Here is an 18,840-nt window from a genome sequence, read left to right as displayed (position 1 = left end):
GCCGCCCATCATACCTATCACTCAAGAAGCCGGACACGCACGGCGCCGTCTCGGGCCCGCCGCTTGCGCCGGCCGCACACACCGACAACCCAGGGAGCGCATCATGAGCGACCACGTCTACAAGCTGATCGAACTGACCGGTTCATCGCGGCAATCGTGCGACGACGCCATCCGCAACGCGATCTCGAAAGCCGGCAAGACGCTGCACAACCTGCACTGGTTCCAGGTCACCGAAACGCGCGGCCACATCGAAGGCGACCAGGTCATCCACTGGCAGGTCACGCTGAAAGTCGGCATGCGCATCGACGACTGACGCACGCGCGCCACGCGCGGTGCCCTGGCCGCCGGATGCGTGCAATGCGCATCCGCGCGGTGCCGCGCCCACCCGCATCACGCCCCGTTCAGCCCCCTTCGCGAGGCCCGGCCGGCGCGCGTGTGCGGGTATCCATCTCTTGACGCTGACTTTCGTTCATATTAAAAACCATATACCCACATCACCCATCGATCAGCCCAGCCATATAAACTGGAGAAATCATGAGTCAGCAACGCGAGGCGATCGACACGTACCTCTTGCGCGTCTTGCACACCTTGTTGATGGAGCGCAGCGTCACGCGCGCGGCCGTCAAACTGAACCAGTCGCAACCGGCGATCAGCGCCGCACTGCGGCGCCTGCGCGACATCACCGGCGACCCGCTGCTCGTGCGCGGCAAGTCCGGCATGGTCCCGACCGAATACGGATTGCGCCTGCTCGAGCCGGTGCAGAACGCACTGCGCGAAATCGAGCGCATCAAGTTCCAGCAGCACAATTTCGACCCGGCCACGTCGATCCGCTGCTATCGGATCGGCTGCCCCGACTACCTGAACGTGCTGTTCGTGCCGACCGTCGTCGAACGCTTCCGCCAGGCGGCGCCGAACGCGACGCTCGAGTTCCACTCGCTCGGCCCCGCATTCGACTACGAGCTCGCGCTGGAAGACGGCAAGCTCGACATCGTCGTCGGGAACTGGCCCGAGCCGCCCGAGCAATTGCACCTGTCGAACCTGTTCGTCGACGAAATCGTCTGCCTGATGAGCAACACGCATCCGTTCGCGAAGCGCGGCGGCCTCACGCTCGACCAGTACCTGAACGCGCCGCATCTCGCGCCGACGCCGTACTCGGTCGGCCAGCGCGGCGCGATCGACGTGCATCTCGCGCGCGAACGGCTCAAGCGTCACGTGGTCGTCACGCTGCCGTACTTCAACCTCGCACCGTACGTGCTGGTGAAGTCCGACCTGATCTTCACGACGACGCGCCTGTTCGCCGATCACTACGCGAAGTTCCTGCCGCTGTCGGTCGTGCCGGCGCCGCTCGACTTTCCGCCGATGCAGTATTACCAGCTGTGGCACGAACGCTGCCACTACTCCGACGAGGTGCGCTGGCTGCGCAGCCTCGTCGCCGAAGCGACCCGCACGCTGATCGAGGCGTAAGCGCGCACGACGCACGCGCCGGCCATGCCGTCGCGGTGCGGCCCCGTGCGATGCGCGGCGTGTGGCGGCCGCCACCGCCACCGCGCGCCCGATCCGCGGCGCGCGGCGCGGCCTTCACATCGATGCGTCAGCGCGACGCCTCCACGAGTGCCTGCGCCAACGCGTTGTGACGCTCGATGACCGGCGGCAGGTCGAGCGTCGCGAGCCGCCCTTCCCGCACCACCACCTTCCCGTTCACCACCGTGTACGCCGTCTGCGACGGCGCGCAGAACACGAGCGCCGCGACCGGATCGTGCAGCGCGCCCGCGAACAGCGGCTGGCGCAGGTCGAATGCGGCGAAGTCCGCGGCCATGCCGGGCTTCAGCGCGCCGATGTCGTCGCGGTTCAGCACCTTCGCGCCGCCCAGCGTCGCGATCTCGAGCGCCTCGCGCGCGGTCATCGCGTCGGGCCCGAAACCGACCCGCTGCAGCAGCAGCGCCTGCCGCACTTCCGCGACCATCTGCGCGCCGTCGTTCGACGCGGAACCGTCGACGCCGAGCCCGACCGGCACACCCGCGAGACGCATCTTCTTGACGGGCGCGATGCCCGACGCGAGCCGCATGTTCGAACATGGACAGTGCGCGACGCCGGTGCCGGTGCGCGCGAACAGGCCGATGCCCGCATCGTCGAGCTGCACGCAGTGCGCGTGCCATACGTCGTGGCCGACCCAGCCGAGATCTTCCGCGTATTCGGCGGGCGTCATCCCGAACTTCTCGCGGCTGTACGCGATGTCGTTGACGTTCTCGGCCAGGTGCGTGTGCAGCGACACGCCGTAGTCGCGCGCCAGCACGGCCGCGTCGCGCATCAGGCCGCGGCTCACCGAGAACGGCGAGCACGGCGCGACCACCATCCGCAGCATCGCGTAGCGACCTTCGTCGTGATAGGTCTCGATCAGGCGCTGCGCGTCGCGCAGGATGTCGGGCTCGCGCTCGACGACCGAATCGGGTGGCAGCCCGCCGTCGCGCTGGCCGACGCTCATCGCGCCGCGGCTCGCGTGAAAGCGCATGCCGATTCGCTGCGCGGCGCCGATGCTGTCGTCGAGCCGGCTGCCGTTCGGATAGATGTACAGATGATCGCTCGACGTCGTGCAACCCGACTGCAGCAGCTCGGCCATCGCGGTCAGCGTCGACACCTCGATCATCTCGGGCGTCAGGTGCGCCCAGATCCGATACAGGTTCGTGAGCCAGCCGAACAGCTCGGCGTTCTGCGCGGCCGGCACCGCCCGCGTGAGGCTCTGGTACATGTGGTGATGCGTGTTCACGAGCCCCGGGATCACGAGGTGGCCGCGCAGGTCGAGCACTTCGTCGGCGGTATCGGGCAACTCGGCGCTCGGGCCGACCGCGACGATCCGGTTGTCTTCGATATAGAGGCCCGCGTCGCGCAATTCGCGACGCGTGTCGTCCATGGTCACGAGCACGTCGGCGTGCTTGACCAGCAGGGTCGTCGGGCGGGATGAGGATGGGTGCGGCGCGCGTGCGCCGGCGTGCTGCTCGAGGTTCATGCGTTCTCCGCGTCGTTCTGCCCCCGGGAGCCGCTCCCGGAGACCGTCACAAGGCCGTTCGAACGCTGATTCGCGGCACGCCCCGGTGCCTGCGTCCGTTCGAACGCGCTGGCCCGGTTACCCGGCGTGAATGCCGTCTTCGGGGTACGCGCGGGCCTACGGCCCGACGCGCACGGCCGGAGCATCGCCCAAGCGCGCGCAACGCACAATGCGCGATCCGGAATACCGCGCTTCACGGATTCGATATGGTACGCCGCGCGCGGCCCCGGCAGGCGCCGGAATCCTGGGCCGCCGGCGGCTTCCGGCGGGGCGTCGACAGCGGTTCATGCGCGGCGCATTATCTTTGATATCGCGCCCGTATTTGCGCGGGGAACCTTTTTACAATGCCTGCACGGCGCTCGCTTCACTCTCGCCGACGGGTATGTAGCCACGTGACGTGGAGCCTCGATCCGCCGCACAGTCAATGGATCGAGTCGCCGCCGAACCTCGCATTCACACAAGGACAATTGCGAATGGGAAAGCTCACTACCCACGTACTCGATACGGCACACGGTCGCCCCGGCGCTGCCATCAAGGTGGACCTCTACGCGCTGGACGGCGAATCGCGCCGCGCGATCAAGACCGTGCTGACCAATAGCGACGGCCGCTGCGACGAACCCCTGCTCGAAGGCGCCGCGCTCGCCGCCGGCGAATACGAACTCGTGTTCCATGCCGGCGACTACTTCGCGTCGCTCGGCGTGAAGGTGCCCGAACCCCGCTTCGTCGACCGCGTCGTGCTGCGCTTCGGCATCGCCGACACCGCGTCGCACTACCACGTGCCGCTGCTCGTGTCGCCGTGGTCGTACAGCACCTATCGCGGCAGCTGACACACGCATCGGCGCCCGCATCAAAGACAACGATCTGAGTCTGGAGGAGTTTCATGGAAGGCTTCATCACCGACTGGCTGAACCTCGCGCTGCGATGGCTGCACGTCATCGTCGCCATTGCGTGGATCGGCGAGTCCTTCTATTTCGTCGCGCTCGACAACAGCCTGAAACCGCCGACCGACGCGAACCAGCGCAAGCGCGGCGTGTTCGGCGAGCTGTGGCACGTCCACGGCGGCGGTTTCTACAACATGCAGAAGTACACGGTCGCCCCGCCGGAAATGCCGGATGACCTGCACTGGTCGAAGTGGCCGTCGTACACGACCTGGCTGTCGGGCTTCTCGCTGTTCTTCGTGCTGTACCTGCTCGCACCGAACACGTATCTGATCGACAAGAGCGTGCTCGACATGGGCCCCGTGGTCGCCGTCGCGTCCGCCCTCGGCTTCCTCGCGGCCGGCTGGATCGTCTACGACTCGCTGTGCCGCATCCTCGGCACCAACGATCGCGTGCTGGGCATCTGCGTCGGCCTCTACGTCGTCGTCGCCGCGTACCTCGCGTGCCACATCTTCTCGGGCCGTGCGGCGTACCTGATCGTCGGCGCGATGCTCGCGACGATCATGTCGGCGAACGTGTTCTTCGTGATCATCCCGGGCCAGCGCAAGATGGTCGACAAGATGCTCAAGGGCGAAGAGCCGAACCCGATCTACGGCAAGCGCGGCAAGCAGCGTTCGGTGCACAACACGTATTTCACGCTGCCGGTCGTGTTCGCGATGCTGTCGAACCACTATGCGATGACGTATACGAACAAGTTCAACTGGGTCGTGCTCGTGCTGATCATGCTGGCCGGCGCGCTGATCCGTCAGTTCTTCGTGATGCGTCACCGCGGCAAGCAGCTGTGGTACCTGCCGATCGGCGGCGTCGCGCTGCTGTCGGGCGCACTGGTGTGGACGATGCCGAAGCCGGTCGCACCGGAAGCGCAGGCGGCGAACGCACCGAAGATCGTGATCAACGACATCATGCCGATCCTGCAGCAGCGCTGCGTCGAGTGCCACTCGTCGAAGCCGACGCTGATGGGCAGCGCGCCCGCCGGCGTGATGTTCGACACGCCGGACGAGGTGTCGAAGAACGCACAACGCATCTACGAACAGGCCGTGCGCCTGAAGGCGATGCCGATCGGCAACGTCACGCACATGACCGACGACGAGCGCGTGAAGCTCGCCGCCTGGTTCGAGGGCGGCGCGGTCAAGTAAGCCGCCCTGCGCCGGCCGCCGCTTGGTTGGACGGTGCAGTCCTCTCCGTTCGCGGGCCCGGAAACGGGCCCGTTTTTTTACCCGCGCGGAACGTGTCTCCCGCTAGCTTCGCATCGCGTCGCGCTGCAGCGCGACGAGCGCGTCGAGCGCACGCGGGCCGTCGTCGAACGGCACGAAGATGTGATCGTGATACGCGGCGGCCATCACGTTGCAGCTGATGCCGGCCGCGCCGAGGGCGCTCGCGAACGCGGCCGTCAGGCCGACCGCCGCGAGGTCCGAATGCACCGTCAGCGTGATCCACGCGGCGCGGAACAGCACCGGCCAGCCGCGACGTGCGGCCGTTTCCTCGTCGACGACGACGGTCATGCCTTCCGTTTCGCGGAACGTTGCAATCGCTTCGGATAACGATATGTCGGCATCGGCCGGCAGTGCGACGAACGCGAACGCACCGCGATGCAGTTCGGGCTGCATCGTGCGCAACAGGATCGCGAGGTCGTTTTCAGGTTGGCTCATCGTGGTACGGCCCGGGAACCGGGCGTCGTGCGGTGGCGATGCGGGCACGATAGCACGCGATCGACGTCTTCGACGTAGGGGCAACGTCATGGGCCAGTGCGCGCGGCGAGCATAAAAAAACCCGCGCAGATCGCGCGGGTCTCTTCGATGAAACGGTACTGCCGAAATGCTGCTCAGGCCGTCAGTGCATCCAGCGCGTCCTCGGTGAGCCACAGCGATTCCTGCAGGTCCTGCTCGTTCAGATTCAGGCCGTCGCCGCCGCGATCGACGACGATGAAGTCGCTGACGCCGCCGAGCGCGATCAGCGGGTGATGCCACACGCCCTTCGCATAGTTCACGCCCTGCCACCCGCTCGTCACGAATGCGCGGATCTTCGACGGATCGAGATCGCCCGCCGGCGCGACGACGACGAGATACGGCTGGTCGTTCAGCGGCACGAACGCCTGGCTGCCGAGCGGATGACGCTCGAGCATCTTCACCTCGAACGGCAGCGTGCGCGGCTGGCCGCGGAACAGGTTGACGAGCGTGCGGCCGTCTTCGTCGGTCACGTCGACCTTCGCGAGATCGTGAAAGCGGATCGTCGTGCCGAGGTTGATCGGAATCTGCTTCGCGCCGTCCGTTTCGATCACGTCGCCGAACGGCGCGAACGCGTCCTTGGTCAGCGGTTCGATTGCGAGCGTCTTCATTTGTCGAGCGTCCCCCACAGACGCAGGCGCGACACGCCGCCGTCCGGAATGATGTTCAGGCGCACGTGGGTCACCGGGCCCAGCGATGCGATCTCGTGCTCGAAGTAATGCTGCTTGTCCATCTGCAGCTTCTGTTCGCCGAGCAGCACCGGCCAGAACATCGACTGCGTGATCAGCGAGCTGTCGGTGCCGCCCGACACGTACGCGGCCTGGATCGAGCAGCGGTCCGGATAGTTGCCCTTGAAGAACGCGGTATCGACTTCGATCTTGCGGATCACGCCGGGTTGCGCGAGCGCGATGATCGCCCAGTCGTTGCCCGGTTCGCGGCGGCGGCGGGTTTCCCAGCCATCGCCCATGTTCACGCCGCGGCCCGGCAGCAGCAGGTTCGACGCGACGCCGAAATGCTGGTTGTTCGCGGCCACCACGTAGCCGCCGTTTTCCATCGCCGCAAGGTCGAACTGCTCGGTCGCGCTCGCGCCGGCCCAGTCGAGCTGCGGCTGGCCATACACGCGCAGGCGCGCGATGCCGCCATCCGGATAGATGTTCACGCGCAGGTGCGTGAACGCACGCGCGTCGCGCGCTTCGACATAGTGATGGCTGTTGCCTTGCAGCGTCGTCGACGGCACGATCTCGACCCATTCCGTCGCATGCGTCGGTGCGCCGTCGGCCACGTATGCCGCCTCGATCGACGCGGCCGGCGGGAAGTTGCCGGTGAAGTGGCTCGTGTCGATGTCGAAGCCCTTGATCACGCCCGGCCGCGCGAGCTTGACGATGCACCAGTCATAGCCCGTCGTGCGCTTGCGGCGCGTCTCCCAGCCGTCCATCCACTTGCCGTGGTCGTCGTACTTGCCGGGGATGAACACCGCCGGCTCGGGGTTCAGCATCCGGTCCTTCGGCGCGAAGAAATCGTCGCTGGCCTCGAGCGCCTGCGCACCGAGGCGCGGGTCGGCGAGGTTCACGTAGCGCCGCGTGAAGTCGGGGGCGTCGGGATCGAGAAGCGGAACAGCCATGATGTTTCCTTGTTTCAGTGATGCGATCGGCCGCCGCGACGCAGCAGGCCGTCGCGAGGTGTCAGGCGTCGATCAGGTCGTCGAGGCGAAAGCGCGCGATCCGGTAGATCTGGTCGAGGCTCGCGCGCAGTTCCTCGGTGCGCGAATGATTCACGCGCGACTCGAAGTTCGCGATGATGCCGTGCCGGTCGTAGCCGCGCACCGCGAGGATGAACGGGAAGCCGAACTTCTCGCGATACGTGCGGTTCAGCGTCAGCAGCTTGTCGAACTCTTCCTGCGTGCACTGGTCGAGACCTGCGCCGCTCTGCTCACGGGTCGACTCGGCTGTCAGCTCGCCGCGCACGGCGGCCTTGCCGGCCAGCTCCGGGTGAGCGTTGATCAATGCGAGCTGGCGCGCTTCGCCGCCCGTCTCCACCGCGTTCGACATCGTCTCGTGCAGCGCGTCGATGCTCACGAACGGCCGCTCGCCCGCGGCGACCTCGGCCACCCACGGCGAATGTTCGAAGATCCCCGACAGCGCCGCGACGAATGCGCTCGGCGCCATCGTGTTCAGTTGCTCCAACGTGTAACGCATCGCCTTCATGCTTTCCCTTCGTTTCGATGATTGGGCTGATACGGATGATGTTCACGCCAATGACGCGCGATATCGACACGGCGCGTCACCCATACGCGATCGTGCTTCTCGATGTGATCGAGGAAACGCTGCAGCCCGCGGAAACGTCCCGGCCGGCCGAGCAGACGGCAGTGCATGCCGATCGACAGCATCTTCGGCGCGTCGTCGCCCTCCGCGTACAGCACGTCGAACGCGTCGCGCAGGTAGTCGAAGAAGTGGTCGCCGGTGTTGAAGCCCTGCGGCGTCGCGAAGCGCATGTCGTTCGTATCGAGCGTGTACGGGACGATCAGCTGCGGCGACGTGCCGCCGCCCGACACCTCGACGTCCATCCAGAACGGCAGGTCGTCGCCGTAGTTGTCGGAGTCGTACAGGAAGCCGCCGTATTCCGCGACGAGACGGTGCGTGTTCGGGCTGTCGCGGCCGGTGTACCAGCCGAGCGGACGCTCGCCCGTCACGCGCTCGATCGCTTCCATCCCGAGGCGCATGTGCTCGGCCTCGAGCTCGGGCGTCATGCTCTGGTAGTGGATCCAGCGCCAGCCGTGGCACGCGATCTCGTGGCCGAGCTCGACGAATGCGCGCGCGAGTTCAGGATGACGCTCGATCGCCATGCCCACGCCGAACACCGTCAGCGGCAGCCCGCGCTTCTCGAATTCGCGCAGGATGCGCCACACGCCGGCACGCGACCCGTATTCGTAGATCGATTCCATGCTCATGTGGCGATCCGGATACGCGGCCGCGCCGACGATTTCGGACAGGAACTGCTCGGAGCCCGGGTCGCCGTGCAGCACGCAGTTCTCGCCGCCCTCCTCGTAGTTCAGCACGAATTGCACGGCGACGCGGGCACGCCCGGGCCAGTTCGCCTGCACGGGATGGCGGCCGTAGCCGATCAGGTCGCGAGGATAGTTGGGATCGAGTGACATGGGTTCGAAGTGCGGCGAAAGCTTGCTGAAGTAATGGGTTCGCATCGACCCGCGCGGGTGCCGGAGGCCGGCCGCACGGGCCGATGCGATGACGGCCCAGTGTAGCGAAAACGTTCATACGCGCCCATACAGCGGCGCAGATAGTGCATGTCAGACGGCGTGTATGTGCGGTTGCGGCAAATTCGGGACCGGTTCCGACGCGGCGCTCCCGCTTCGCGCCGTGGCGGCGGCCGACGCGGGCGCGGGCGCGTCCTCCGGCGGGCTGAAACGCGCGAATTCGCCGTCGTAGCGTTTCGGCAGCGGCCGCGCATAGTCGCCGCGCTTCGCGGTCGCGAGGCGCAGCGCGACGAGCGCCTCGGCCCACTTGACGGCCGCCGTGACGCCTTCCACGACCGGCGCGCCGATCTGCTGCTCGATCTCGTGCGCGAATTCGGCCATCCCGGCGCAGCCGAGGACGATCGCGTCGGCGCCGTCCTCGTCGAGCGCGCGCCGGCATTCGTCGACGATGATCCGCCGCGCGGCCGAACCGGGCCGGTCGAGTTCGAGCACCGCGACGTCGGTCGCCCGCACGTTGCGGCAGAACCGCTTCATCCCGTAGCGCTCGGCGAGATGCCACGCCATCCCGCAGGTGCGCGCGAGGGTCGTGACGACCGAGAAGCCCGGCGCGAGCACGCTCGCCGCATGCATCGCCGCCTCGGCGATCCCGATCACTGGCCCGCGCGCGAGTTCGCGCGCCGCATAAAGGCCCGGGTCGCCGAAACACGCGATCACGTACGCGTCGCAGCCGTCGCGCTCGCCCTGCGCGACCTCGGCCAGAAGCCCGGGCGTCGCGAGCGCCTCGTCGTAATAGCCTTCGATCGACGGCGGCCCCATCGGCGGGCTCACCGCGACGATCTCGGTGCCTGCCACCGCGATTTCACGCGCGCAGCGGTCCATCGCATCGGTCATCCGCTGCGTCGTGTTCGGATTGATCAGCTTGATCTTCATCGCGCGCTCCTCAGGCCTTCGTGCGCACGAGCAGCCGGTAGAACACGAAACCGAGCCCGGCGCCGATGAACCACGAGAAGTTCGCGGCGGCCTGCCAGCCCGGCACCATCACGCAGATGACGGCGATCACCGCGGCCGGCAGCAGCGCGGCGAGCGCGCGGCGGTTCACGCCGCCCGTGTACCAGTAGGTGCCGCGCTCCGACATCGTGTACAGGTCGTCGCGCACGAGCCGGCCGCGCTTGACGAGGTAGAAGTCGGCGATCAGCACGCCGTACAGCGGGCCGATGAACGCGCCGAGCACGTCGAGCGTGTAGTGGATCACGGCCGGGTTGTTGAACAGGTTCCACGGCGTGATGAAGATCGACGCGACGGCCGCGAGCATCCCGCCCGCGCGCCAGCTGATCAGCCGCGGCGCGACGTTCGAGAAGTCGAACGCGGGCGACACGAAGTTCGCGACGATGTTGATGCCGATCGTCGCGATCGTGAACGTCAGCGCGCCGAGGATCACGGCGGTCGGATGGTCGATGCGGCCGACCGTCTCGACGGGATCGGTGATGAGTTCGCCGAACACCGGAAGCGTCGCGGCGGTGGTGATCACCGTGACGAGCGAGAACGCGAGGAAGTTGACCGGCAGCCCCCAGAAGTTGCCGCGCTTCACGTCGCCGAACGAGCGGCAGTAGCGCGAGAAGTCGCCGAAATTGAGCATCGGCCCGGAGAAGTACGACACGACGAGCGACACGGCCGTGATCATCACCGGAATCACTTCCGCGCCGTGATACTTGACGCCGCCGAGGTTGATGCCGATGTTGCGCCAGCCCGCGCGCCACACCATGTAGCCGGCCAGGATGAACATCACGACGTAGACGGCCGGACCCGCGAAGTCGATGAACTTCTTGATCGTCTCCATCCCGTTCCAGAACACGAGCGCCTGCAGCACCCACAGCAGCATGAAGCCGGCCCAGCCGACCGCCGACAGCCCGAGAAAGCCATAGCGATGGACGTCCGCATACGGCAGCCATTGCGGAAAGAACTTCAGCACGACGATCACGAGCGCACTGGATGCGAGATAGGTCTGGATGCCGTACCACGCGATCGCGATCAGCCCGCGGATCACGGCCGGCACGTTCGCGCCGAGCACGCCGAACGTCGCGCGGCACGCGACCGGATACGGCACGCCGATCTGCTGGCTCGGCCGCGCGATCAGGTTGCACAGCCGGTTCACGATCGTGATGCCGACGATCAGCGCGATCAGCACCTGCCAGCTCGTCAGCCCGAGCGCGAACAGGCTGCCCGCGAACACGTAGCCGCCGACGCTGTGCACGTCCGACATCCAGAACGCGAAGATGTTGTAGGCGCCCCAAGTCTGATTCTTAAGGGGTGCCAAATCTTTGTTGTACAAACGTTGACTGTAACCGTCCGGCAACACGGGTCCACCGCCCTCGCCGCCTTCTTCCGCCGGATACGCGCTGTCGTGCGCCACACTGAACTGAGCCATGACTTCTCCTTGACGCGGCCAATCAGCCGCTCCACCGTCATCGATATCGCTCCGGATCATCGCCCGGAGTCGGACTGGCGGCCGGCGGTGCAAACCGCCGGCCTGCATTGCTCTTGTCGTGTGGCGCGCAGCCGGATTCGCGTCGCCGCTCAGGCGCCGCCGAACACTTCGCGCAAATCGACCTGCCCTTGCGCGGGCCGGTCCAGCATCTTCAGTTCGACATGCTGCAGGTGGTGCGCCATCAGCGTCACCGCCCGCTTCGAATCGCCCGCTTCCAGCGCGGTCAGGATCTCGTCATGGTCGTCGCACGAGCACGGGCTGCGTCCGTGCGATTCATACAGCGCCGACATCAACGTCGAGCGTGCGACGAGCCCGTCGAGGCACTCGCAGAGCGTCGCATTGCCCGTCAGCGCCGCGAGCGCCGTGTGGAATTCGCCCGACAGGCGGATCCACGCCGCGAAATCGTGCCGCTCGAACGCCTTGCGTTCCTTGTCGATCAGCGCCGCAACGCCCTTCAGCCGCTTCGCGCCCGGCCCCGTCGCGAGCCGCTCGACGACGGCCAGCTCGATGATCCGGCGCATCTCGAACACCTCGTGCACGTCCTGCAGCGTCGGACTCGCGACGAACGCACCGCGATTCGGCTCGAGATCGACCAGCTTGTCGGCCGCGAGCTGCGAGAGCGCCTGCCGGATCGTGCCGCGCTTCACCCCGAACACGTCGCAAAGCTGCGCCTCCGTCAGCTTCGCGCCGGGCGCGAGCCGATGCTCGAGGATCGCCGTGCGGATCCGCTCGGCGATCGCTTCGGGACCGGCAGCGCCGGACGGATGGGTATCGGAGTCGTTCATGTTCTGCATCGCGTGATGGTCCTCATCCTAGGACGGACATAAAGATTGTCAACAATTCTTTTCCCGGAATGCGCACAATCTGCGTGCATTCCCCTGTATCAGAGCGGTGCGCGGCACACCAAATCCAGGCATGACAAGCCTCTGCTGCTTTTCCATCGCGGCTCACGGTGTATACCCTTCCGGTCATTTTGTTGACAAAACTGGTGCACGCGCTGCCACCAACCCGATCGACGGCGACAAAAATTTATGACCGTTAGTTGCGCGTTTACTTAAAGAAAAAGGCGGGAAGCCCCGCCTTTCGATCGTCCCTGCCCGGCTCAGCCGAGATGCGGATAGTCCGACAGCGTGAGCCGGAAACCGTGCGCATTCGCGACGAGCTGCGCCTGCGCACCGAACGGCAACGTCAGCAGGTCGGGAACGTGGCCGAACTGCAGCCCCGTGACGACCGGAATGCCGACCACAGAGCGCACCTGGTCGATCATCGCCTGCATGTCGTAGCCGTTGTCGTACTCGAACGGCCGCGCACCCGTGAACTGGCCGAGCACGAGCGCCTGCTGGCGCGCGAGCACGCCCGACAGGTGCAACTGGTAGATCATCCGTTCGATCCGGAACGGCTGCTCGTTGACGTCCTCGACGAAGAGGATGCCGCCCTCGATGTCGGGCATGTACGGCGTGCCCACGAGCGAGGTGAGGATAGCCAGGTTGCCGCCCCACAGCGTGCCCGTCACGTTCACAGTCTGCACCTGCGGCGCCGCCTCGGCGATGATCGTCGTGGTCGGCTGCGACAACGTCCACCAGAAGTGCTGCATCGTGAAATCGCTCGGCGTTTCCGCGCCGAAATCGGCCGACAGCATCGGGCCGCCGAACGTCTTGATGCGCGCCTTCGCGTACAGCGCGAGCTGGATCGCGGTGAAGTCGCTGTGGCCGACGAGCGCGATCGGCTGGTCGCGCAGGCGGCGCTCGAGCCCACGATAGTCGAGCCCGTGCAGGATGCGTGCGGCGCCGTAGCCGCCGCGCACCGCGAGTGCGATGTCCGGCAGCGCGCGCTCCGGATCCGCGAGGCGGTTCAGGTCGCCGGCCCGCTCGCCGTCGGTACCGCCGAATCGCTGGAAGCGGCGTTGCGTCGCCTCGATGTTCTCGATGCGATGTTGCGAGCCGCTCAGGCGCTCGAGCGCGCGGTTGATCGCGTCGGGGTCGTGCGGGTAGCCGGACGGCGCCAGCAGGCGGATGGTGTAGGACGCAGCGGGCTGGAGGGACATGGCGAAAGGTATCGGGATCGTCAAACCTGCTTAGAGGGTCCGAACCGTCTCCGGTTCACGGAACCGTGCTGCCCGCCCCGCTCCGGGCGACGGGCGCGGCAGGGGTTACGGCGCGCCGGATTCGGCGTCGCGTGCGAGCCGCGCCTCACGCAGCGCGCGACGGCGCTCCGCGAAGAACGACTTCAGCGCGGCGCCGCACTCGTCGGCGAGCACGCCGCCGGTCACGTCGGTATGGTGGTTGAGCTGAGGATTCGCGAACGCGTCGATCACGCTGCCGCACGCGCCCGTCTTCGGATCGGCGGCGCCGTAGACGACTCGCGCGATGCGCGCGTGCATGATCGCGCCCGCGCACATCAGGCACGGCTCGAGCGTCACGTACAGCTCGCAGCCGGGCATCCGGTAATTCTGCAAATGCTGAGCGGCCATGCGCAACGCGGCCATTTCCGCATGGGCCGACGGGTCGTGCCCGCCGATCGGATGGTTGAAGCCGCGTGCGATCACCTCGTCGCCACGCACGAGCACCGCGCCGACCGGCACTTCGCCGGCCGCGCGCGCCTCTTCGGCGGCGGCCTGCGCGAGCCGCATGAAATGCAGATCGCGCGCCGACACGGGCACGGCTTCGGGAACGGGGGAATCGGGAGCTGCGGCCGATCCGGCTGCGGCGTCGTGCAGCGCGTCGGCGCTCACATCGGCCCCGCTTCGGCGGACGCGTCGTCGAGCCCGCGCTCGCACAGACGTTCCGCGATGCGCCGGCAATAGTCGCGCGGCATCACCATCGGGCCGCCGCGCAGCGATTCGAGCGCCATGTCGAGGGCGAGTATCTTCGCCTGCAGCCGGCAGCGCGCGGCACGATCGCTGACCGCCTGCAGTTCGTCCTGCAGGTTGCGCAGCGCGCGCAGTTGCTCGACGGCCGGCGGCACGAAGCCCGCATTCTTCAGGATACGGTTGGCCACCCGCACCTCCTCGGGTACGAGCAGGTCGTCATCCAGCGCCTGCGGCGCGCCGGTACCCGGCAAATCGTCGAACTCGCCCCGCGCGGCGGCGGCGGCAATGCGTTGTTCGACCAGTGCGTCAAGCAATCTCATCAGTCAATCGGAACAAATGCGGCAGCCGAATTCTAGCAGGGTGACGTGCGTATGACAGGCCCTTCGAAGGTATGCTCGATATTGTGTTTTTAGGGGCCGAATCGGCGCGCATGCGCGCCGATCGCCACGACTTGCCGCTGTGCTGCGCCGCAGCAGGCTCCGCGCCGATTTGGCGTCGTCCGCGCGGGCGACGTCCGGCCCTGTTTTTTTATTTTCGCCCGGGTCGGTCGGCGTTCGTCATCCCGCAGAAATCGCCGTTTCGCGACTGCCGGGTCATGCGGCGACCACGTGCGACCGCGCCTTCGGAAACGGGCGGAACATCATCGCGACGAGGAACGCGCCGATGCCAATCGCGAACGATCCGAGGTACAGCCAGCCATAGCTGCCCAGCGCATCGACGATCAAACCGCCCGCGACCGGCCCGGCCGCCATCCCGAGGCTGCCGGCCATCGCGCAGCCGCCGATCACGGTGCCCATCATCCGCAGCGGGAAGTTCTCGCGCGCGAGCACCGCATAGAGCGGCATCACGCCCGCATAGATGAAACCGAACAGCATCGCGACCGCGTAGAACCCGTCGAGCGTGCGCACGAAGTAGTAGCCGAGCGCGCCGAGCGCCTGCGCGAGCAGCCCCGCCACCAGCATGCGTTTCGCACCGAGGCGGTCGCCCAGCAGCCCGAACGCGATGCGCCCGCCCATGCCGGCGAGCCCCTCGACGCTGTAGATCGACACCGCGACGATCAACGGAATCCCGCACGTCACCGCGTAGCTGACCGTATGGAAGATCGGGCCGGAATGCGTCGCGCAGCAGAAGAAGTTGGTCAGCAGCAGCACGATGAACTGCGGCGAACGCAGCGCGCCGCCGACCGACAGCGGCGCGGCCCCGGGCCCGCCGGCCGGCGCCGGCTCGGCGTGCGGCCCGTCGAGCGCGGGGGCACGGCGCACGAGCAGCGACGCCGGAATCATCACGGCGGCCGCGAGCGCGGCGATCAGCAGCATCGACGTGCGCCAGCCGTGGCCCGACACGAGCCACGCCGCCAGCGGCGACATCGTCATCGGCGCCATGCCCATGCCGGCCGACACCAGCGACACCGCGAGACTGCGGTGCGTGTCGAACCAGCCCGTCACGCAGGCCATCATCGGCGCGAACACCGCGGCCGTCGCGCTGCCGACGGCCAGCCCGAAAATCAGCTGGAACGCGAGCAGCGACGGCGCTCGGCTCGCAAGCGCCAGGCTCGCCGACAGCAGAACGGCGCCCGTCACGACCACCGCACGCGTGCCGATCCGGTCCGACAGGCTGCCCCAGCCGATGCTCGCGAAGGCCATCGCGATGAAGCCGAGCGTCATCGCGGCGGAAATGCCGGTCATCGACCAGCCGGTGTCGCGTGCGATGGCCCGCAGGAACACGGGCAGCGAAAACATCGCGCCGATCGCGATGCAGCCCATCAGGCCGCCCGCGGCGACGATCACCCAGCGATAGCGGGAATCAGGCATCTGGCACCTCCTTTCTCTCTGTCGGTCAGGCATCGATGAGGAACCGGACTGCGGACGCCGTCGCGAATCCGGTCGACATCGATACGACGAACGACGCGGCGTGAAATCGACATGCGCGGCACATGCGAGCGCGAATCTCCGATTGTCTGCCGATTCGGGCAGCCGACAAGCGGCAGATCCGGACGAACCTCAGCCACGCAGCCGCCCCCGCTTTTCCGGAATCGGAAAGTCGAAATCAGAAATCGTTGGTTTGGGCGCGCGAGCGCGGTCACTACACTCGAGTCCTCTTGTCATGACAAGTTGACCGATGACCTCATCCAACGTCGTGCCGCTATCGGCGGCTCCGCTCTACGTACAGATCAAGGACACGCTGCGCACGCGTATCCTCGACGGCACTTATGCGCCGCACAGCAGGATGCCGTCCGAGCACGAACTCTGCGCGATGTTCGACGTGAGCCGCATCACGGTGCGCCAGGCACTCGGCGACCTGCAGAAGGAAGGCTTGCTGTTCAGGCTGCACGGCAAGGGCACGTTCGTGTCGAAGCCGAAGGCGTTCCAGAACGTGACGTCGCTGCAGGGCTTCGCCGAGGCGATGTCGTCGATGGGCTACGAGATCGTCAACCAGTTGCGCAGCTTTCGCACCGTGAAGGCCGACCGCCATCTCGCGACGAAGCTGAACGTGCCGGAAGGCGCGCCGCTCGTCGAGATCCGCCGCGTGCGGCTGCTGAACCGCGAGCCCGTGTCGCTCGAGCAGACGTGGGTGCCCGCGGCGCTCGGCAAGCGGCTCGCGGGCGCCGATCTCGCAACCCGCGACATCTTCCTGATTCTCGAGAACGACTGCGGCGTGCCGCTCGGTCACGCCGACGTGTCGATCGACGCGATCCTCGCCGACGATGAAATCGTCGATGCGCTGCGCGTCGAGGAAAGCAGTCCCGTGCTGTGGATCGAGCGCCTGACGCACGATGCGTCCGGTGCGCCAATCGACTACGAACACCTGTACTTCCGCGGCGACGCGTTCCAGTACCGGCTGCGCATCGACCGGCAGAAAACGCACCAACCCTTAAGGAATCCGCAATGAACACCCATGTACTCGAATACGACATCGTCGTGGTCGGCGGCGGCACGGCCGGCCCGATGGCGGCGATCAAGGCGAAGGAGCGCGATCCGTCGCTGCGCGTGCTGCTGCTGGAGAAGGCCAACGTGAAGCGCAGCGGCGCGATCTCGATGGGGATGGACGGCCTGAACAACGCGGTGATTCCCGGCCACGCGACGCCCGAGCAGTACACGCGCGAAATCACGATCGCCAACGACGGGATCGTCGACCAGGAAGCCGTGTATGCGTATGCGACGCACAGCTTCGCGACGATCGAGCAACTCGACCGCTGGGGCGTGAAGTTCGAAAAGGACGGCACCGGCGACTACGCGGTGAAGAAGGTCCACCACATGGGTTCGTACGTGCTGCCGATGCCGGAAGGTCACGACATCAAGAAGGTGCTGTACCGGCAGTTGAAACGTGCCCGCATCGCGATCACGAACAGGATCGTCGCGACGCGCGTGCTGACCGACGCGCAAGGCCGCGCGAGCGGCGTGCTCGGCTTCGACTGCCGCACGGCCGATTTTCACGTGATCCGCGCGAAGGCCGTGATCCTGTGCTGCGGCGCCGCCGGCCGTCTCGGGCTGCCGGCGTCCGGATACCTGATGGGCACGTACGAAAACCCGACCAACGCGGGCGACGGCTACGCGATGGCGTACCACGCCGGCGCGGCGCTCGCGAACCTCGAATGCTTCCAGATCAATCCGCTGATCAAGGACTACAACGGCCCGGCGTGCGCGTACGTGACCGGCCCGCTCGGCGGTTTCACCGCGAACGGCAAGGGCGAACGCTTCATCGAGTGCGACTACTGGAGCGGCCAGATGATGTGGGAGTTCTACCAGGAGCTGCAAAGCGGCAACGGCCCGGTGTTCCTGAAGCTCGACCACCTCGCGGAGGAAACGATCCAGACCATCGAGCAGATCCTGCACACGAACGAGCGGCCGAGCCGCGGTCGCTTCCACGCAGGACGCGGCACCGACTACCGGCATCAGATGGTCGAGATGCACATCTCCGAGATCGGCTTCTGCAGCGGCCACAGCGCGTCCGGCGTGTACGTGAACGCCCGCGCCGAAACGACCGTGCCGGGGCTCTACGCGGCCGGCGACATGGCGGCCGTCCCGCACAACTACATGCTCGGCGCGTTCACCTACGGCTGGTTCGCCGGGCAGAACGCGGCCGACTACGTGGCCGGCCGCGATCACGCGCCGGTGGACGACCAACAGGTCGCGGCCGAACGCACCCGCGTGCTCGCGCCGCTCACGCGCGAGCGTGGCCTCGCGCCGGCGCAGGTCGAATACAAGCTGCGCCGCATGGTGAACGATTATCTGCAACCGCCGAAGGTGACGCGCAAGATGGAAATCGGGCTGCAACGTTTCGACGCCATTATTGAGGATATCGAAGAACTCAAGGCGAACCACCCTCATGAACTGATGCGCGCGGCCGAAGTGCGCGCGATCCGCGACTGCGCCGAAATGGCCGCGCGTGCATCGCTCTTCCGCACCGAGAGCCGCTGGGGGCTATATCACCATCGCGTCGATTTTCCGCATCGCGAAGACGCCGAATGGTTCTGCCACACATGGTTGCGCAAGGATGCCGACGGCACGATGCGCAGCGAGAAGCGGCCGGTCGAGCCCTATGTCGTGCCGCTCGCCGACGACGAACGCAGCGCCTACGCTCACCTGCGCATCCGCGAACCGGCCGCCCTCGCGGCCGCCCTCTGACTCCG

At 66.9% G+C, this 18,840-nt stretch carries 19 protein-coding genes; 6 read left to right on the top strand and 13 right to left on the bottom strand.

Annotated elements, in window-relative coordinates; all coding sequences use genetic code 11:
* The first annotated feature begins 103 nt into the window (after positions 1-103).
* Together ACV22V_RS04980 and ACV22V_RS04975 are read left to right on the top strand one after the other, a co-directional pair.
* The gene (locus ACV22V_RS04980; protein WP_006755984.1) at positions 104-313 is read left to right on the top strand and encodes a dodecin; all 210 of its coding nucleotides are present in this window, start codon (positions 104-106) and stop codon (positions 311-313) included.
* A gap of 221 nt (positions 314-534) precedes the next feature.
* Positions 535-1,464: a LysR substrate-binding domain-containing protein gene (locus ACV22V_RS04975; RefSeq protein ID WP_006762467.1), complete on the top strand. Its 930-nt coding sequence runs from the start codon at positions 535-537 to the stop codon at positions 1,462-1,464.
* 127 nt (positions 1,465-1,591) lie between these two features.
* Here ACV22V_RS04975 and ACV22V_RS04970 read toward each other — a convergent pair whose 3' ends face one another.
* Positions 1,592-3,004: an 8-oxoguanine deaminase gene (locus ACV22V_RS04970; RefSeq protein WP_448013167.1), complete on the bottom strand. Its 1,413-nt coding sequence runs from the start codon at positions 3,002-3,004 to the stop codon at positions 1,592-1,594.
* Positions 3,005-3,516: 512 nt separating this feature from the next.
* Here ACV22V_RS04970 and uraH point away from each other — a divergent pair.
* Together uraH and ACV22V_RS04960 are read left to right on the top strand one after the other, a co-directional pair.
* The gene (gene uraH, locus ACV22V_RS04965) at positions 3,517-3,870 is read left to right on the top strand and encodes a hydroxyisourate hydrolase (protein ID WP_011657188.1); all 354 of its coding nucleotides are present in this window, start codon (positions 3,517-3,519) and stop codon (positions 3,868-3,870) included.
* Between the two features lie 53 nt (positions 3,871-3,923).
* The gene (locus ACV22V_RS04960; protein ID WP_059698607.1) at positions 3,924-5,117 is read left to right on the top strand and encodes a urate hydroxylase PuuD; all 1,194 of its coding nucleotides are present in this window, start codon (positions 3,924-3,926) and stop codon (positions 5,115-5,117) included.
* Positions 5,118-5,219: 102 nt separating this feature from the next.
* Here ACV22V_RS04960 and ACV22V_RS04955 read toward each other — a convergent pair whose 3' ends face one another.
* The 12 genes from ACV22V_RS04955 to ACV22V_RS04900 form a co-directional block, all read right to left on the bottom strand.
* Positions 5,220-5,630 (bottom strand): ACT domain-containing protein, encoded by a 411-nt coding sequence (locus tag ACV22V_RS04955; protein WP_059698608.1) that lies wholly within the window; start codon positions 5,628-5,630, stop codon positions 5,220-5,222.
* Positions 5,631-5,803: 173 nt separating this feature from the next.
* On the bottom strand, positions 5,804-6,316 hold the full coding sequence (locus ACV22V_RS04950) for an ureidoglycolate lyase (RefSeq protein WP_059529590.1): 513 nt from the start codon (positions 6,314-6,316) through the stop codon (positions 5,804-5,806).
* Positions 6,313-7,326 (bottom strand): allantoicase, encoded by a 1,014-nt coding sequence (gene alc / locus ACV22V_RS04945; protein WP_059693511.1) that lies wholly within the window; start codon positions 7,324-7,326, stop codon positions 6,313-6,315. Before alc ends, ACV22V_RS04950 begins: the two co-directional genes overlap by 4 nt.
* Before the next feature lie 61 nt (positions 7,327-7,387).
* The gene (gene uraD / locus ACV22V_RS04940) at positions 7,388-7,909 is read right to left on the bottom strand and encodes a 2-oxo-4-hydroxy-4-carboxy-5-ureidoimidazoline decarboxylase (RefSeq protein WP_059529583.1); all 522 of its coding nucleotides are present in this window, start codon (positions 7,907-7,909) and stop codon (positions 7,388-7,390) included.
* Positions 7,906-8,859 carry an allantoinase PuuE gene (gene puuE, locus ACV22V_RS04935; protein WP_059529581.1) on the bottom strand — a complete coding sequence of 318 codons (954 nt, stop codon included), beginning with the start codon at positions 8,857-8,859 and terminating at the stop codon, positions 7,906-7,908. The genes uraD and puuE overlap by 4 nt, the downstream gene beginning before the upstream one ends.
* Before the next feature lie 150 nt (positions 8,860-9,009).
* Positions 9,010-9,846 (bottom strand): aspartate/glutamate racemase family protein, encoded by an 837-nt coding sequence (locus ACV22V_RS04930; protein WP_448013166.1) that lies wholly within the window; start codon positions 9,844-9,846, stop codon positions 9,010-9,012.
* A gap of 10 nt (positions 9,847-9,856) precedes the next feature.
* Positions 9,857-11,341, bottom strand: coding sequence for an NCS1 family nucleobase:cation symporter-1 (locus ACV22V_RS04925; protein WP_448013165.1), 1,485 nt, complete (start codon positions 11,339-11,341; stop codon positions 9,857-9,859).
* Between the two features lie 149 nt (positions 11,342-11,490).
* Positions 11,491-12,195 carry a GntR family transcriptional regulator gene (locus tag ACV22V_RS04920; RefSeq protein ID WP_059599950.1) on the bottom strand — a complete coding sequence of 235 codons (705 nt, stop codon included), beginning with the start codon at positions 12,193-12,195 and terminating at the stop codon, positions 11,491-11,493.
* Between the two features lie 308 nt (positions 12,196-12,503).
* Positions 12,504-13,445, bottom strand: coding sequence for a muramoyltetrapeptide carboxypeptidase (gene ldcA, locus ACV22V_RS04915; RefSeq protein ID WP_448013164.1), 942 nt, complete (start codon positions 13,443-13,445; stop codon positions 12,504-12,506).
* A 105-nt stretch (positions 13,446-13,550) separates the two neighbouring features.
* Entirely contained in the window at positions 13,551-14,132 is a 582-nt protein-coding gene (gene tadA, locus ACV22V_RS04910) for a tRNA adenosine(34) deaminase TadA (protein WP_059529566.1), read from the bottom strand.
* Positions 14,129-14,530: a DnaJ family domain-containing protein gene (locus tag ACV22V_RS04905; protein WP_009694817.1), complete on the bottom strand. Its 402-nt coding sequence runs from the start codon at positions 14,528-14,530 to the stop codon at positions 14,129-14,131. Before ACV22V_RS04905 ends, tadA begins: the two co-directional genes overlap by 4 nt.
* 273 nt (positions 14,531-14,803) lie before the next feature.
* Positions 14,804-16,021, bottom strand: coding sequence for an MFS transporter (locus ACV22V_RS04900; protein WP_448013163.1), 1,218 nt, complete (start codon positions 16,019-16,021; stop codon positions 14,804-14,806).
* A gap of 307 nt (positions 16,022-16,328) precedes the next feature.
* Between ACV22V_RS04900 and ACV22V_RS04895 the strand changes: the two genes are divergently transcribed.
* Both ACV22V_RS04895 and ACV22V_RS04890 read left to right on the top strand, forming a co-directional pair.
* Positions 16,329-17,099: a GntR family transcriptional regulator gene (locus ACV22V_RS04895; protein ID WP_448013162.1), complete on the top strand. Its 771-nt coding sequence runs from the start codon at positions 16,329-16,331 to the stop codon at positions 17,097-17,099.
* Entirely contained in the window at positions 17,096-18,835 is a 1,740-nt protein-coding gene (locus ACV22V_RS04890) for a fumarate reductase/succinate dehydrogenase flavoprotein subunit (RefSeq protein ID WP_448013161.1), read from the top strand. Before ACV22V_RS04895 ends, ACV22V_RS04890 begins: the two co-directional genes overlap by 4 nt.
* Positions 18,836-18,840: the final 5 nt, after the last annotated feature.

The organism is Burkholderia sp. AW33-5 (assembly GCF_053427615.1).
Note: the sequence above shows the minus strand (reverse complement) of the source record. Positions and strands in the feature narration are given on the sequence as shown.